Source organism: Noviherbaspirillum massiliense JC206, from assembly GCF_000312045.1.
Classification (GTDB): domain Bacteria; phylum Pseudomonadota; class Gammaproteobacteria; order Burkholderiales; family Burkholderiaceae_D; genus Noviherbaspirillum; species Noviherbaspirillum massiliense.
Window position 1 is genome coordinate 969,289 of record NZ_HE978635.1, and the last position, 14,235, is coordinate 983,523.

Genomic DNA, 14,235 nt, shown 5'->3' on the forward strand with positions numbered 1-14,235 from the left:
GTCTCTGACGCATGAATTTCGACCTCGCGGACTTGCGCACTTTTCTTGCCGTGGCCGACCTTGGCAGCTTCAAGGCAGCGTCCGATGCTTTGCATCTCTCCCAATCGGCGCTGTCACGACGTGTCGACAAGCTGGAAGAAGCGCTCGGGATATCGCTCTTTGTGCGAACTACCCGCAAGGTGGAATTGACGACGGTCGGGCGAAGCTTTGTACCAAAGGCCCGTAACGTACTGAACGAACTGGATAGTGCCCTGCTCGGCATTACTGACGTAGCCGAACGTATTTCCGGTCAAATCACCATCGCTTGCGTGCCGTCCGCTGTGGCCTATTTTCTTCCGAGGGTGGTACGGGACTATCACGCACAATATCCGGGCATACGGGTCCGGCTCATTGACGAGTCCTCGTCAAATATCCTGCTGAACGTGGCGAGAGGTGAAGCCGATTTCGGCGTGACCTACATTGGCGCGCAGGAAGCAGACCTTGAGTTCCAGCCTGTCATGCATGACCCATTCGTTGTCGCATGTCCCAAGGATCACCCTTTGGCAAAGAGGACAAAGGTCAAATGGAGTGAACTGGAGAAATATGACTACATCAGCCTTGCGCAGGGCAGCGGCAACCGGCTGTTGATTGATCAGGCCTTAAGCACAAGCAGCAGCCGCCCCCGGTGGTTTTGCGAAGTGCATCACGTTCCCGCACTGGTAAGCCTGGTGCAGGCGGGAGCGGGACTTGGCGTAGTACCTCGCCTTGCGATGCCGCCGGAAGGCCATCCTACCCTGGTAAGCGTTCCGCTCACTCAGCCGGAAGTTGCGCGCACCCTCGGATTGATCAAGCGAAGAGGCCGAGCGCTAGGTGCGGCCGCTCAGCTCTTCTATGATTTGCTGATGCGTTCCATCGTTTAGTTCGCCTCGGCCGGCGCGATAGAAATTGGGCGCGCAGAGTATCGTGCGAAGTTGCAGAAAGCAGCGCTTGCATGGGCAACTGCCGCATGAGTGGGGTGGCGGAGGCCAGCACTGCAACCTGGTCATTCAATGCCCTGCAAGCGCCGACCCGATGCAGTCTGCGATCCCCGACCGAGCGAAACAGTGGTCAGCTTACTCGGCTTTCAGTTTCGCTTTACGCACGACTTCTCCCCATCGTACGCGCTCAGCCTTGATGAATTTAGCAAATTCTTCCGGCCCCGCTCCCACGGAAATGGAGGCATCTTCCTGCAAGCGTTGTTTGACGTTTGGTGAATTCAATGCCTTTACAGCGTCTTTATGCAAACGTGCGACCACTTCCTTTGGCGTGCCTTTGGGCGCGAGCAGGCCAAACCATTGGGAACTCTCAAAGTTCGGATACCCTAACTCGGCAACTGTGGGCAGATCCGGCAGCAGAGGAATGCGTTGTGCCGAGCCGATGGCTAAAGCCCGGATTCGCCCTGTCTTCATGTGGGGCAAGAATGGTGGCACGCCTGCGGATGCGGCACTGGTGGTATTCGAAAGCAGGTCGGTCAATTGTGCACCGGTTCCTTTGTATGGCACATGCACCACATCTATGCCCGTAGCCTGCTTGAGCATTTCAAAGGCCAGATGCCCGGCGCTGCCGTTTCCTGCGGAGCCGTAATTCAATTCGCCTGGCTTGGACTTGGCAAGGGCGACGAACTCCGTAAGGTTTTTAGCCGGCACTTCAGAATTGACCACGAAAATCATCGGCACATTGACCAGATGAGTGACTGGCGCAAAGTCACGGTCAGGATCGTAGGACAGCCTGGCAAACATGGCGGGATTTACAGCCAGCACGCCGACATGTCCCAACACCAATGTATATCCGTCCGGTGCGGAGCGCGCGACATCCTGCATGGCGATGGTGCCGGAACCGCCGCCCTTGTTCTCGACCACGACCTGCTGACCGAGCGTGTTACTCATCTCCCTGGCAACCAGTCGGGCGATAACATCACTTGAACCTCCCGGTCCGTATGGCACTACAAGCCGTATCGGCTTGGTTGGTGCCCATTCTGCGGCAGAAGCGCCAGCAGCCGGCACCAATGCCAGGGCGCACAGTGTGGAAAGAAACAACCGCTTCGATTTGCTGCGCAATGACTTGACCGACTTGCAGGATTGAGAAGAACGCGATGAATCCATGTCGAGGGAAATGGTGTGCTTGTTTGCCGCCATAAGATGGGTCTCCATTGTCTAGGTTGTTCACACTGCGCCACGTTATAAACGCCGTCTTAGGCAACCAGCGCACTGGAGCCCAATTCTTACCGGCCGCATAACCGACATGCGTCACATATTTTTGTAGTGCTGGATTATCGGAGCGCCCGCTCGGCAAGTAAAGTGCAAAAATTCTTATTATTCTTGCGTATTGCACATCAATGAAGCACTCCCGCAATGGAAGGTGGCAGATGATCAGGCAATAATCAATTCATGGAAAGGCGAGCGGCAGTATTGGCCGTGGTTTTCCTGTGGCAGATCCGTTTCGAACGTCCGGTGCCGCGCCGAGCGGGGCCTTCAAGAAATTCGATCGATCGGCCGCAACCAGTCGGAACCGGTAGCTCACATGTCGACCCGGTCTTCAATGCACATGCCTTCGCCGGACTGGTCACCATCGGCGCAATGGCAACGGCCATGCATGCGTGTTTGCCGTCATCGAGAAGCGCACCGCCGGCTGGGCGCACCGCAATGGCGATCCGAACTAGGCCGTCACGCATGCGAGAAGCCGGCAAGGCTTGGTAAGCCCGACAAAACCTCCAGCGTGGTAGCTGGATAACGAGCCCTTACGCTGAAACGTTCCGAACGGCTGCTAGCGGCGAATAGCCATCATTCCACCAAGCAAGCTAATCGTCTGCCTGTGGAGCGATACGGGACGACGGTACTTCTCTCATGGTTAGGCTTTGAAGTTTCCCCTTGAAACCAATTCTCTTTTATTGTCAGTCCAGCGATGTCATAGCCTCTTCTACAGAGACCTGGAAATCCTGAAAAAGACGCTTGAGGAAACAAAACTGCCTCTGTCATCGTTGCTGCTGGAATTACGTGAAAGCGTGCTTTGGGACCCGAGGTTTTCGGCAAACTTACTGAATGAAATCAAGGACAGCGGGCTGCTTCTTGCACTTGACGCATTCGGGAATGAATTGACTGCGCTGTCTTCCCTTCAGAAATTTCCCCTGGATGTTGTGAAGCCTTCCAAAGAATTGGTGAAAGAGTTGCCGTCCCAGAAAAGGGACGGCAACAATCCTGGCGGCGATTATCGGTGTCACCCATGATCTGGAAATCGCTGTGTGCGCCGAAGGGATTGAGACCGTTGATCAACTCGCGGCCGTGAAAGGCCAGGGCTGCGATTCTGCTCAGGGATACCTTTTGAGTTTGCCGTTGGGCGCCGATGAGATGGAACGGCTGATTGAGATGGAGTTGGCTCATTGACGAGCGCCGAGCCTGAGTTCGAGGTCGTGCTGCGGGTGCTGGGCGCAAGGCGCACCGATGCCCTGCTGAAGGTCGGCCTGCCTTACTTCTTCGCCTCGCTCAAGGTCGCGATCCCGCTGGCCATCGCCGGGCGCATCACCGTCGGCGCAATGGCAATGGCCATGTATGGACAGTTTGCCGTGATCGGGAAGCGCACCACCGGCTGGGTGCGCCGCAACGCCGATGCGAACTAGGCCGTAAGCTATGTGAGAGCTCGCCGATGCTTGGTACGCTGACAAATCCTCCAGTGTGCTGCGCGGGGAACAAATCCACCGAGCAGACCCGCGCCGAAAATATGACGCCAACTCAAATCCCGCGGCAATCTGCGGATGCCCAGAGCAACGGCTATCAAGCACATCAATGCAATGCCTAATGGCTTGCCGATGAATAGTCCCGCAGCGATGCCGATGCCATTTGCCGAAGCGGGCTCTGACCCGCCTGCCGACGCTGCCCGATAGCCTTATCGGGGAATTGCTGCCGCATCGCCGGATATCGGCCGACTATTCTTTGCCATCATGGGAAGGTCAAGTCCAAACCGAGCATCCTGGCAAGGACGAAGGTGACGAGCCCCAGGCCCAGGAGCGATAGCACGAAGACTGCGGCCACCTTGGCGCCAGCGCGTAGCACCGCGCGCCGTTCCTTCTCCTTCCCCTTCTTCCCTTGGTCGTAATGCCACTTGATGGCGAAGAACATACCCGTGCCTAACACGAGAAACTTGAACGTAACGGCGACTATAGGGAACCATTCCATGATTTTGAGTATTTCCGGGCTATTATTTGACACTATCTATCGTGAGGAGCACTACCTCAAAACGCTGCTTCAGCAGCTTCGTTTTTTGATCAAACCATCGAAGCCACGGCTGATTATTTTGCTCATTAACGTCGGTTGTTATTTCATCTGCCTATGAAATAACAAAGGCATCGAGTGGAGTGATTTGCCGAATGCAGATGAGAGAGGAGAGAACGTCAGTGACTGCCATGCGAGGAGGGTGTTGCTGCACGTTCTGAGGCATTCTACTTAAAAGCACTTTCCATACATTGAGACAAAATGTCCCAGTTGAAAACCATACAAGATGAAAATTTGCCAATCTGGTTGCCGCGACTGGAAACAACCGCTCCATCCGGTTCCTACTGATTGACCAGCCAACCCGGGTTTATTTCCTGTTCGAGCAGGCCTACCAAGAAGCCAAAGGCTCGATCCAAAAGATGGAGGCAGGTGCCAACCTGAAGGCAGTCCCGTGTTTGTTCGGGCTGATGCTTAAGTTCACCCAGGAGGATGCCTTCGGCTCCCAGCTGATCGTCACCGAGGACGCGGACCTCCGCGAGCAGTGGTTCCAGGGCGCGCGGACGGAGCAGCCTTGGACTAAGCGCCCGGCGCTTGTTACGGAGGACTGGAACCAAGGATGATCCCCCTCTTCTTTCAATAAGCAATCAAGAGCAGTTTTGCTCATTGGCATAAAATGGCTGCTCGGATGAAACAAGGTTAAATAAATGGCAGTGGATCTACATCGAGATTTTCCCGGAAGTAGCAAAGTTGGCGCCCTACTGAGAGAGCTTGATTGGTCAACGTCCGTACTCGGCAATCCAAGCACGTGGCCGCTTTCATTGCGCACCGTTGTGCGGCTAATTCTTCACTCAAAGTTTCCAATGGTTGTAGCCTGGGGACCTGAATTAGGTTTTCTTTATAACGACGCTTATGCGGAAATCCTGGGGAATAAACATCCGCGCTCCCTTGGGGCACGATTCCAGGATGTTTGGCGCGAAACCTGGCCTGACATCAGCCCCATCGTTGACTCCGCTCTTCAAGGGCAACCCAGCTATTTTGAAGATTTGCCTCTCGTTGTCGAGCGCGCCGGTCTTCCAGAAAGCGCCTGGTTCACATTCTCCTATTCTCCGATTCAAGACGATCAAGGCGTCATCGCGGGGATGTTTTGCTCAGTTGTCGAGACAACCCGAATCGTCAGGGACAGAAAGCTTCGCCAGTTTCAACTCAACTTGGCCGATAAACTCCATCCACTGACAACTCCTGCTGAGATAGTGGCGACAGCCGGCCAAATGCTGGCGAGGCATCTCGGGGCATCAGGCTGCTGGTACGTCGAGGTCGATGACACCACAGGGATATTTCATACGCAAAGCGGCTGGTTCGAATCCAATGTCCCAGCGCTACCGGAATCCGGAAAAATTGACGACTTCAGTCCTTCATTGCTTCGCACGCTTAGAACGGGCAAGGAGTTCATTTGCAACGACTTGACGACAGACCCGCGCACGCGTGATTTTGCGGATCGTTATCTTGCACTGGGCATCGGTTCGATTCTGATCGTCCCAGTATTAAAGGATGGTCGCCTCGCCTTCACTATCAACGCTACCAAGCGGAATGCCTATATCTGGACGACGGAGGATATTCAGGCTGCCAGGGATGTCCTCGATCGCACATGGGTTGCCATGGAAAACGCTGCTACGCAGCAGCGACTTGAGATCGAACGGGGCCAGAGCGACCATATTCTCAATCAGATGGGCGAAGGCTTCATGCTGGTCGGGGAGGACGGGCGCATTACAAAAGTGAATGCGGAAGGCTTGCGTATACTGCGGCGTCCTGCGGATGATGTCCTCGGCAGAGCTCATTGGGAACTCTGGACGGACGACATAGGGCGCAGGGTTGCGGCTGCGTGCAAGGACGTCGCAGTTACCGGAAGTCCGGCAATCGTCGAACTCAGCTATCAGCAGGAGAACTCGAACGGCAGCTGGCTCGAAATGCGGATTTCTTGCTTGAAGAATGAGGGATTCGCCATATTCTTCCGGGACGTGACCGCACAAAAACACTCAGCACTTGCCTTGCGCCGCAGCGAAGAGCATCTGAGCGCCTTGTTCGAGCAAACGGCTGCAGGGATTGCAGAACGCGATCTCCAAGGACGACTCATTCGCGTGAATGAACGTTTGTGTCGAATCCTTGGCCGTACGCGAGAAGAAGTTCTGGGTGTCAACATCCATGATCTAGTTCATCCTGACGATCTGGAAAGAAGTGTAGCGGCATTCAATCAATTGCTCGTGGATGGTCAACCGTTTGACATCGAAAAACGATATCTCAAACCGGATGGAACGCCTGTTTGGGTAAGTACGACGGTGAGCCTGATTCGGAAGGTTGAAGGCAAGGCGACGGATTCGGTTTTGGCGGTGATTTTGGATATCACCGAGCGCAAGCGGGTCGAGGAGGCGCTGCAAGATGAAACGCGGATTCTTGAGCTTCTGAATCAGTCCGGACAATCCTTGGCGGCAACACTCGACCTAAAAGCCTTGCTGCAAGTGGTTACCGACTCCGGCCGCGCTTTGACCGGTGCAGAGTTCGGCGCGTTTTTTTATAACGACAAAGATGCTAGCGGTGAGGCCTACATGCTGTACACGCTATCGGGTGCATCGAAAGAGGCTTTCGATCGATTCGGGCACCCACGCGCGACCGCCGTTTTCAAACCAACATTCATCGGCGAACCAGCCATTCGTAGTGACGATATTACGAAGGATCCCCGCTACGGAAAAACGGCTCCTCATTATGGAATGCCTAAAGGGCATCTGCCTGTGAGAAGTTATCTTGCAGCACCAGTGATATCCCATACGGGCGAAGTGATCGGCGGACTGTTTTTTGCCCATTCGCAGGTTGCAGTATTTACCGAGCGTAGCGAGCGCCTCGCCACCGGCCTTGCCGCGCAAGCTGCAATGGCTCTTGATAACGCTCGTTTGTACGATCAGGCTCAAAAAGCCGCAGAAGAACGCCAGAAGCTGCTTACCAATGAGCGCGCTGCACGAGCCGAAGCGGAGCGGCTGAACCGTTCCAAGGATGAATTTCTCGCAATGTTGGCGCACGAATTGCGTAATCCGCTGGCCCCGGTGAGTGCGGCTGCCGACGTTCTTCGCTTGGCAAGCAATGATCCTGACCGAGTGCGGCAAGTCAGCGATATCATTTCACGGCAGATTGGCCATTTCGCCCACCTGATCGACGATTTGATGGATGCCTCCAGGGTGACTCGCGGGTTAATTCGTCTTGAGACGGAGCCGCTCGATCTGAAAACCATCATCGGGGCAGCTGTCGAACAAGTCAGGCCGATGATCGAGGCAAGAAAGCATAGCCTGACGACTCGCATCGATGCCGACCATGCCACCGTGAATGGCGACCGGACACGTTTAGTCCAAGTAATCACCAATCTATTGACAAACGCGGTAAAGTACACGCCGGACCATGGCGAAATCACGGTAAAGGTCGAGGCAGACAGGGAATGCGCCAAGATCGTGGTAACTGATAACGGCAACGGCATAGACGCCTCGCTCTTGCCGCATGTTTTCGAACTCTTTTCGCAGGGCGGCCGTGGCTTGGATCGCAGTCAGGGGGGCTTGGGCATCGGCTTGGCTCTCGTGAAAACCATCGTGACTCTTCATCACGGCGAAGTTGAAGCCTTCAGTGACGGTCCTGGTAAGGGAAGCACATTCACAATATGTATTCCTCGAATGCACGTGGAGAGCGAACCATTTCCGGAAGCACGAAGCGAAGGTATGGAATCACCAGGGCTGCGCATCCTGGTGGTTGACGACAATGTTGATGCCGCCAATTCGCTCGCCATTCTACTGAAGGCGGTTGGGCACCATGTGACGATTGCTACCAATGCTAAGGACGCGTTGAACAAAGCAGAGCTGGAGCCGGTTGATGTTTTTATACTTGATATTGGCTTACCGGATATGACCGGTTACGATTTAGCTAAGACATTGCGTCGACGTGCTGCTTTAGAGGATAAAACCTACATTGCATTGACCGGGTACGGGCAACCGCAAGACCGCCTGCTTTCACAAGACGCCGGATTTACGCATCATTTCGTTAAGCCAGTCCATAATCAGCTGTTGTTCAAAGTACTTGCCGAAGTTAAGTCGGCGAGCACTCGTGCATAGTCTTGGTACTCGATGGTTTTGAGTCGAGCGGCGGCTTCAGGTCGAGAGCGTGGGAATCGGTTGCGCACTTTCTTGTCGCATTCATTCATGCCGATTTCAAGAGATCGCTTGATCCATACCCCTGATCTCCTATTGAGTCGCTGCAGGTGTTCAAGCGCATTACTATCCCGAATCTCTGTATTGGCCCATGCTTTTGCGCCGGTTGCGGTGTCTGCGGTGTTCTGCGAACTGACCACCTTGGGGCCGCAGTCTGGCAATTTCCGCCGAATCGGCTTCGTGGTTCTGCCGGCTAAATGTAGGCGACGAACGGCTGCTTTCTGGAGGTGGGAATGGCGCCTTGCGGCCGAAAGCGGAAGCACGGGTAAGTTGAATACGTAAGGCGCAAGGTCGCCACAACGACGTATTAACATGACGTATGTCCTCAGCCGGAATTGATGCCATCGCCACAGCACTCTTTCCTGGCCAACTCTGGCCCCTTATCGAAACACATCTCCCGATGTATCCCCCGTCTCCAAAAGGCGGACCGCTACGCATCGATATCCGGGCAGCATTGACCGGCCAAGCGGCACACAAACGTTCCTCAAGCCTGCATCTCAGTCGCATGCTCGCTCATATGCTGGCGGAGCGTAAGGTTTTGTTAAACGTACTCAGGATCGATTTGAAAATCGTGGTGCGCGGTACGGATCTTGACTGATGAGCTTACGGGTACGGATGGTAAGCCGCGCACTGCAGGTCGAAAGCCGACCCGACCTCACGGTAGCTTTGCAAGCCGAGTCTAAGGCCGACACCACAGTTCGTGAGAGTAGTCGTGGCACAGGCGGGAGCGCGTGATTTCATCGTACGAGCCTCGGCCAAGGACATCCGAGGCAGCGCCGCCATCCCCGGAACTGCTTGTCGTTGCACCCGACCCGGAAGAGGCGGCGCAACCGGCGAGAAGCAGGGACAGCAAGGCTGCGGCTATCGAGATACGCATTGCAATTTCCTTCCGACACTCTTGTTCGTATTGATCGAAACGTCATAGACCACATTAGGAGGCGGAAGGGTGAGCCGTTTGATTTTGATCAAACGGCCCCGGGCACGTGCCGGAAATAAGAAGGGCAAGTCGCAGTGTGCGGCTTGCCTTCAGGTAGCTCTGGTCGATCAGAAGCGGTGGCGGATGCCGGCGCCGAAACTGTTGCCGCTGTCGAAGCCGGTGATCCTGTCGTTCATGTACACCGCATACGCATCGGTGCGCCTGGAGAGGTTGTAATCGTAGCCGACGGACGCCGTCTTGCGCGTGCTGCCGTCGAGGCCGCCGCCCGTGCGCTTCGTTTGCGCGTAGGCGATCAGCACCTTGCCGTTGCCCGCCGGGGCGCTTGCGCCCACTGAGTAGGTCTTGTCCTCGAAATCGGCATCATGCGTGGTCTTGTCGAAGGTCCCATTCAGCTTCACCACGTTGAAATCGTAGCCGGCACCAACGAACCAGGCCTTCTGCTCGGATGCCACGCGCCCGGCCACCGCCTTCACGTTGCCGAGCGGCGTGTCGAGCGGATTGTTCGCTTCCACCTTGTGATAAAAGGCCGTCAGCGACAGCGGGCCGCTGAAATACAGCAGGTTGCCGCCGATGTTGTTCTTGCCGGTGTCGCCCGCGGCTTCGCCGAACTGGTAATGCAGGTTGGCCGTCAGTCCGCCGAAGGTCGGCGTGGTGTACTTGATCTGGTTGCTCCAGCCGGTGTCGCCGGCCAGCGAGCTGCTCCAGCCGGAGGCATTGAACAAGGGAACGTTCAGGTGCAGGATGAGCGGCGAGAAGGTAAACGAATCGCCGAAGGGATTGAACAGGATGCTCGGCAGGAAGTTGGGCGCAAGGCCGCGGCCGAGGGAGATGGCGCCGAAGCTGCCGGATACGCCGACGTTCGCATCGCGCGAGAACAGGGTTTCATTGCCGGGGAAGCGTCCCGATTCACCGGTATCGCCGCGGAAGAAGCCGGTCAGCGCGAAATTGGCTTTCATTCCGCCGCCGAGATCCTCGCTGCCCCTGAAGCCGAAGTAGGACGTCGACATGCCGGCGCTGTCCACCTTGGCGGTCCTGTCGGTCGCCCCGGCCATGCGCATGGAGCCGGCAAAGGCATCCACGAGCCCTTCCACGTTGACGCTGGTCTGCGCGAAAGCGGAGCTCATGCCGGCGCCTGCAAACAGTGCCGCAAGCAGCACCCGGTGTAGTGTGGTGAATCTGAAGTGTTGCATTACTTCTCCTGTGTTGAACGTGTTGAACAGTTTTGGCGCCAGGGCGCAAAAGAGACGGCTGCCGCCCTTTACTTCATGCTGTGCCGGTTGCTGCATAAGCAATTCCGGTGCCAAGTATTTCCTTTTGGTAAGAAGAAGGCGGCGAGCGACTGTTGCTGTGTCCGCAGCAGTTCAATCAGGCAGGGAGAAGGATTTGCGCGCCCGGGCGGGCATGGAATGCTGCACGCCGGGCATTAATGGCGGGGATTTTGCGGTGCGGTGCGCACCATTTTGGTTACAGCGGAAGGGGATCGCCCGGGAGGCCGCCGGCCGGCAGCACGAACGGCGGCCGCAGGGAGTGCGCCGCCGTGCATGTCGTGCATGGAGCAGGCCCGGCACGAGCGCTTGCGCCGGTGCCTCACCTTGTCAGGACATCAGTTCGCGCATGCGCCGGCGCAGCTGCCGCTCCTTGCGCTCTTCTTCCGCCCAGTCTTCGCGGATCGCACGCCACAGGGACAGCACCATCAGCACGATCACCAGGGCAAACGGCAAGGCGAACACGATGGTCGCCGTCTGCACCGCCTTCAGGCCGCCGGCCAGCAGCAGGCTGACCGCAATGCCTGCGACCAGGACACCCCACATCAGCTTGGTCCTGGCGGGCGGGTTCGGATTGCCGCCGGTGCTCATCATGCCCAGCACCAGCATGGCCGAGTCGCCGGAAGTGACGAAAAACACCAGCACCAGGACCGTCGCCACTGTAGACATCACGAGGCTCATCGGCATGGCATTGAACATGGTGAAGAGCGCCGTCGACACATCGGCCTTGACTGCCTGCGCGAGCGGAATGCCCTGCCAGATTTCCATGTACAGGGCGGTGCCGCCGAATACGGAAAACCACAGGAACGCCGCCAGCGATGGGACCAGCACCGTGCCGATGATGAATTCGCGGATGGTGCGGCCGCGGGAGACGCGCGCGATGAACAGGCCGACGAACGGCGACCATGAAATCCACCATGCCCAGTAGAACACGGTCCAGCCGCCGATCCAGCCGCTTTCGCGGAAAGGCGACATGCGAAGACTCATGCGCACGAAGTCGCTCATGTAGCTGCCCAGCGTGTTGGTAAAGGTATCGATGATGGCAACGGTCGGTCCCAGCACGAACACGGCCAGCGTCAACACTCCGGCGAGCAGGAGATTGAAATTCGACAGCCATTTGATGCCCTTGGTGACGCCGCTGATGGCGGAAGCGACGAACAATGCCGTCGTCACCACGATGATGCACACCTGCGCCGTCGTGCTGACCTCCAGGCCAAACACCGCACTCAGGCCGCTGTTGATCTGCAGGGCACCCATGCCGAGCGAGGCGGCAACGCCGAAGGCGGTGGCGATGACGGCCAGGACATTGAACAGTCCGGAGATGCGCTGAATCGGACGCCATGGCAATGCCCGCGTGGCCTCGCTGACCAGCGCCACGCCCTGCCGGCGGTATTGGAAGAAGGCGATCGCGAGGGCGACGACGCTGTAGATCGCCCAGGGATGCAGGCCCCAATGGAAGAAGCCGTAGCGCATCGCGGCATTGGCCGCTTCGGGCGTGCCGGGCTGGATCCCGGGCGGCGCGCTCATGTAGTGGGAGATCGGCTCGGCGACGCCCCAGAACACCAGCCCGATGCCCATCCCGGCGGCGAACAGCATGGCAAACCATGAGCCGAGGGAGAACTCGGGCTCGTCGTCTTCATTGCCCAGCTTGAGATTGCCGTAGCGGCTGACCGCGAGAATGATGGCGAACACCACGAGCGCCAGCACCACCCATAGATACAGCCAGCCGAAGTTCTTGGTGGTGGCGGCCAGGGCGAGGTCGAATACCTTGCCGAGCGATGCCGGCGAGACGATACCCCACAATACGATGGCCAGGATCAGCCCGGCGGAAAAGACGAGTTGCATAGATTCCCCTAAACGTTCTTAGGTGCCGTCATGCGACGACCGGATTGCACGCCCTCGCGGGCGTGGATTTGGTGCGAAGGATGGCGGGCGGCGAATGCCGTCACTGCCCTTCCCTGCACGGTGGATGGCCGGCGCATCGGAGATGACGCGCCGGCCGCGATGTTTGCCAGGACCTCAGAAGGTATGGCTCATGCCGATTGCCATGCCGTTCGCGCTCTCGATCCAGTCCTCGCGATAGAGGTCGGCATACAGATCGGTACGCCCCGACAAGGCGTGGACATAACCCACGCTGATTTTATGGATGTCGCCGCTGCCATCGCTGCGGCCATAGCCGGCGCGCAGGCTGTCGGCGCCGATGGCATAAGTCCCGGCCAGCACGATATTCCGCTCCCGCACGTCGTTCGCGAGGTTGGCGCGGGAATAGGACCCCATCACGGTTGCCGCGCCGAGCCGGTAGGAAGCACCCAGGAAGCAGATGTCATCCTTTCTGGCATTCCGCTCGCACGACAGCATCGCGGCGAGGGGGCCGTTGGCATAGTTGAAAGCGGCGCCTGCGGTGCGTGCATCGGCTCCGTCCGCCCTTTCGATTTCGGATGCGAGGTCGACGCGCATGCCGGAGAATTCCGGCGTGGAGTAAAACACGCCATTGCCGATACGCGAAAAATTGGCGTAGCCCAATGCGGCGTCATTCACCCCGTCGCTGCTGTAGCTGCCGGTCTGATAAGTAGCCAGCGAACCATTGAACCCGCTGTTTGCCCAGGGCTCGTAAGCCCACACGTTTTGCCACAGCGGCGTCAGCGCGCGTCCCAGACGCAGGGTGCCGGCGGACTTGCTGCGCAGGCCGACAGTCGACTCGCCTTGCCAGAATGTCAGCGGCCTTTCCTGCTGCCCGGTATCCGGATTGAAGCGGGTCTGGATATCGAAGATGGCAGACAAGCCGCCACCGAGGTTTTCCTGTCCCTTGATGCCAAGCCAGTTGTTGTAGCCGCGGTCCAGCCTCGCTGCCGTCCCGCGCTCCTTGACGAGGCCCAGATCGAGATTGCCGTACACAGTGAGGTCGGGCGACGCAATTGCAGGTGCAACAAAACTCGCGGCGCCCAGAAAAGCCGCCACACGCATGCGGCCGTTTCGGGTAAGAAACTTCATGTGCCTATCCTTGCAGGCCGGAAACCGACCCTGTTGCGGACGTTACATTCGTTCAAATTATATTTGCGCGAATATAAAGGCAGCCCATTATAACGTTGACCAAGGACAACCGCAAACCACGAGGGCGATTGCCAGGTTTGCATCTGCCTTCGCAATGCTTTGATGCCGCATGTGATGATGCGCATCGGTCGCGTACCAGCGTGCCCTGCAAACGGAACCAATTCCGCCCGCCCGGCTCCTTCGGGAAAGCGCGAACCTGCCTATAGGATGTCGATCGTGGAAAAGTTTTTGATCCGGAATGAATTCGGTCAGCCCCAGGAATTGCTGGGGGAAGAAGTCGGGGTTCCCGGTTACGAAGAGCTGCAATTCATCTTGCACGCCTGGCTGTACGACAAGCGCGGCGGCTGGGCCATCACGGAACGTTCATCCGGAAAACGCATTGCCAGCGGCCCGGCGGGAACGGAACACCTCGCCCGTGAACAGCTCGAGCGGCAGTTGCGGGCGCACGGCAAGGATGCGTTGATGCGGGTGCTCGGACGCGGCGACCTGTCGAGCTGATCCACCGGAAAGCGCCGCATCGT

At 57.5% G+C, this 14,235-nt stretch carries 13 protein-coding genes and 1 pseudogene; 7 read left to right on the forward strand and 7 right to left on the reverse strand.

Annotation, left to right across the window (positions count from 1 at the left end):
• Positions 1-11 precede the first annotated feature (11 nt).
• Positions 12-899, forward strand: coding sequence for a LysR family transcriptional regulator (locus HGHM_RS20035; RefSeq protein WP_019143367.1), 888 nt, complete (start codon positions 12-14; stop codon positions 897-899).
• A gap of 192 nt (positions 900-1,091) precedes the next feature.
• On the opposite strand, the gene HGHM_RS20040 is transcribed toward HGHM_RS20035, so the two are convergent.
• Positions 1,092-2,120, reverse strand: coding sequence for a Bug family tripartite tricarboxylate transporter substrate binding protein (locus HGHM_RS20040; RefSeq protein WP_051155373.1), 1,029 nt, complete (start codon positions 2,118-2,120; stop codon positions 1,092-1,094).
• 752 nt (positions 2,121-2,872) lie between these two features.
• Between HGHM_RS20040 and HGHM_RS20045 the strand changes: the two genes are divergently transcribed.
• The 3 genes and pseudogenes from HGHM_RS20045 to HGHM_RS20055 all read left to right on the forward strand — a co-directional run.
• On the forward strand, positions 2,873-3,241 hold the full coding sequence (locus HGHM_RS20045) for an EAL domain-containing protein (RefSeq protein ID WP_081583624.1): 369 nt from the start codon (positions 2,873-2,875) through the stop codon (positions 3,239-3,241).
• A gap of 13 nt (positions 3,242-3,254) precedes the next feature.
• Positions 3,255-3,398, forward strand: a complete 144-nt coding sequence (locus tag HGHM_RS23920; RefSeq protein WP_019143370.1) for an EAL domain-containing protein — start codon at positions 3,255-3,257, stop codon at positions 3,396-3,398.
• Positions 3,395-3,631, forward strand: a pseudogene (locus HGHM_RS20055) (ABC transporter permease); the annotation flags it as partial. The gene HGHM_RS23920 and the pseudogene HGHM_RS20055, both read left to right, overlap by 4 nt.
• A gap of 8 nt (positions 3,632-3,639) precedes the next feature.
• Here the strand turns inward: HGHM_RS20055 and HGHM_RS22780 are convergent.
• Positions 3,640-3,846, reverse strand: coding sequence for a Na+/H+ antiporter NhaA (locus HGHM_RS22780; RefSeq protein ID WP_081583625.1), 207 nt, complete (start codon positions 3,844-3,846; stop codon positions 3,640-3,642).
• A gap of 104 nt (positions 3,847-3,950) precedes the next feature.
• Positions 3,951-4,187, reverse strand: a complete 237-nt coding sequence (locus tag HGHM_RS20060) for a hypothetical protein (RefSeq protein ID WP_019143372.1) — start codon at positions 4,185-4,187, stop codon at positions 3,951-3,953.
• Positions 4,188-4,570: 383 nt separating this feature from the next.
• On the opposite strand from HGHM_RS20060, the gene HGHM_RS22895 reads away from it, so the two are divergent.
• Complete coding sequence (locus HGHM_RS22895; protein ID WP_343286810.1) at positions 4,571-4,843, forward strand: DUF3732 domain-containing protein; 273 nt, start codon at positions 4,571-4,573, stop codon at positions 4,841-4,843.
• Positions 4,844-5,083: 240 nt separating this feature from the next.
• On the forward strand, positions 5,084-8,365 hold the full coding sequence (locus tag HGHM_RS22515; protein WP_019143375.1) for a PAS domain S-box protein: 3,282 nt from the start codon (positions 5,084-5,086) through the stop codon (positions 8,363-8,365).
• A gap of 775 nt (positions 8,366-9,140) precedes the next feature.
• Here the strand turns inward: HGHM_RS22515 and HGHM_RS23335 are convergent.
• The 4 genes from HGHM_RS23335 to HGHM_RS20095 all read right to left on the reverse strand — a co-directional run bounded on the left by HGHM_RS23335 (position 9,141) and on the right by HGHM_RS20095 (position 13,654).
• Positions 9,141-9,338 carry a hypothetical protein gene (locus HGHM_RS23335; protein WP_148415828.1) on the reverse strand — a complete coding sequence of 66 codons (198 nt, stop codon included), beginning with the start codon at positions 9,336-9,338 and terminating at the stop codon, positions 9,141-9,143.
• Between the two features lie 167 nt (positions 9,339-9,505).
• The gene (locus tag HGHM_RS20085; protein ID WP_026076240.1) at positions 9,506-10,588 is read right to left on the reverse strand and encodes a porin; all 1,083 of its coding nucleotides are present in this window, start codon (positions 10,586-10,588) and stop codon (positions 9,506-9,508) included.
• A gap of 405 nt (positions 10,589-10,993) precedes the next feature.
• Positions 10,994-12,508 carry a BCCT family transporter gene (locus HGHM_RS20090; protein ID WP_019143378.1) on the reverse strand — a complete coding sequence of 505 codons (1,515 nt, stop codon included), beginning with the start codon at positions 12,506-12,508 and terminating at the stop codon, positions 10,994-10,996.
• A 174-nt stretch (positions 12,509-12,682) separates the two neighbouring features.
• A complete protein-coding gene (locus tag HGHM_RS20095; RefSeq protein WP_148415830.1) occupies positions 12,683-13,654 on the reverse strand; it encodes a porin in 972 nt (323 codons plus the stop codon).
• Between the two features lie 276 nt (positions 13,655-13,930).
• Here HGHM_RS20095 and HGHM_RS20100 point away from each other — a divergent pair, with 276 nt between their 5' ends.
• Positions 13,931-14,212, forward strand: a complete 282-nt coding sequence (locus HGHM_RS20100) for a hypothetical protein (protein WP_148415832.1) — start codon at positions 13,931-13,933, stop codon at positions 14,210-14,212.
• Positions 14,213-14,235: the final 23 nt, after the last annotated feature.

Bases quoted from the DNA above. Each gene is read 5' to 3' on its own strand.
- HGHM_RS20035 (WP_019143367.1), top strand. From the start codon at position 12: ATGAATTTCGACCTCGCGGACTTGCGCACTTTTCTTGCCGTGGCCGAC.
- HGHM_RS20040 (WP_051155373.1), bottom strand. From the start codon at position 2,120: ATGGATTCATCGCGTTCTTCTCAATCCTGCAAGTCGGTCAAGTCATTG.
- HGHM_RS20060 (WP_019143372.1), bottom strand. From the start codon at position 4,187: ATGGAATGGTTCCCTATAGTCGCCGTTACGTTCAAGTTTCTCGTGTTA.
- HGHM_RS22515 (WP_019143375.1), top strand. From the start codon at position 5,084: ATGGTTGTAGCCTGGGGACCTGAATTAGGTTTTCTTTATAACGACGCT.
- HGHM_RS23335 (WP_148415828.1), bottom strand. From the start codon at position 9,338: ATGCGTATCTCGATAGCCGCAGCCTTGCTGTCCCTGCTTCTCGCCGGT.
- HGHM_RS20085 (WP_026076240.1), bottom strand. From the start codon at position 10,588: ATGCAACACTTCAGATTCACCACACTACACCGGGTGCTGCTTGCGGCA.
- HGHM_RS20090 (WP_019143378.1), bottom strand. From the start codon at position 12,508: ATGCAACTCGTCTTTTCCGCCGGGCTGATCCTGGCCATCGTATTGTGG.
- HGHM_RS20095 (WP_148415830.1), bottom strand. From the start codon at position 13,654: ATGAAGTTTCTTACCCGAAACGGCCGCATGCGTGTGGCGGCTTTTCTG.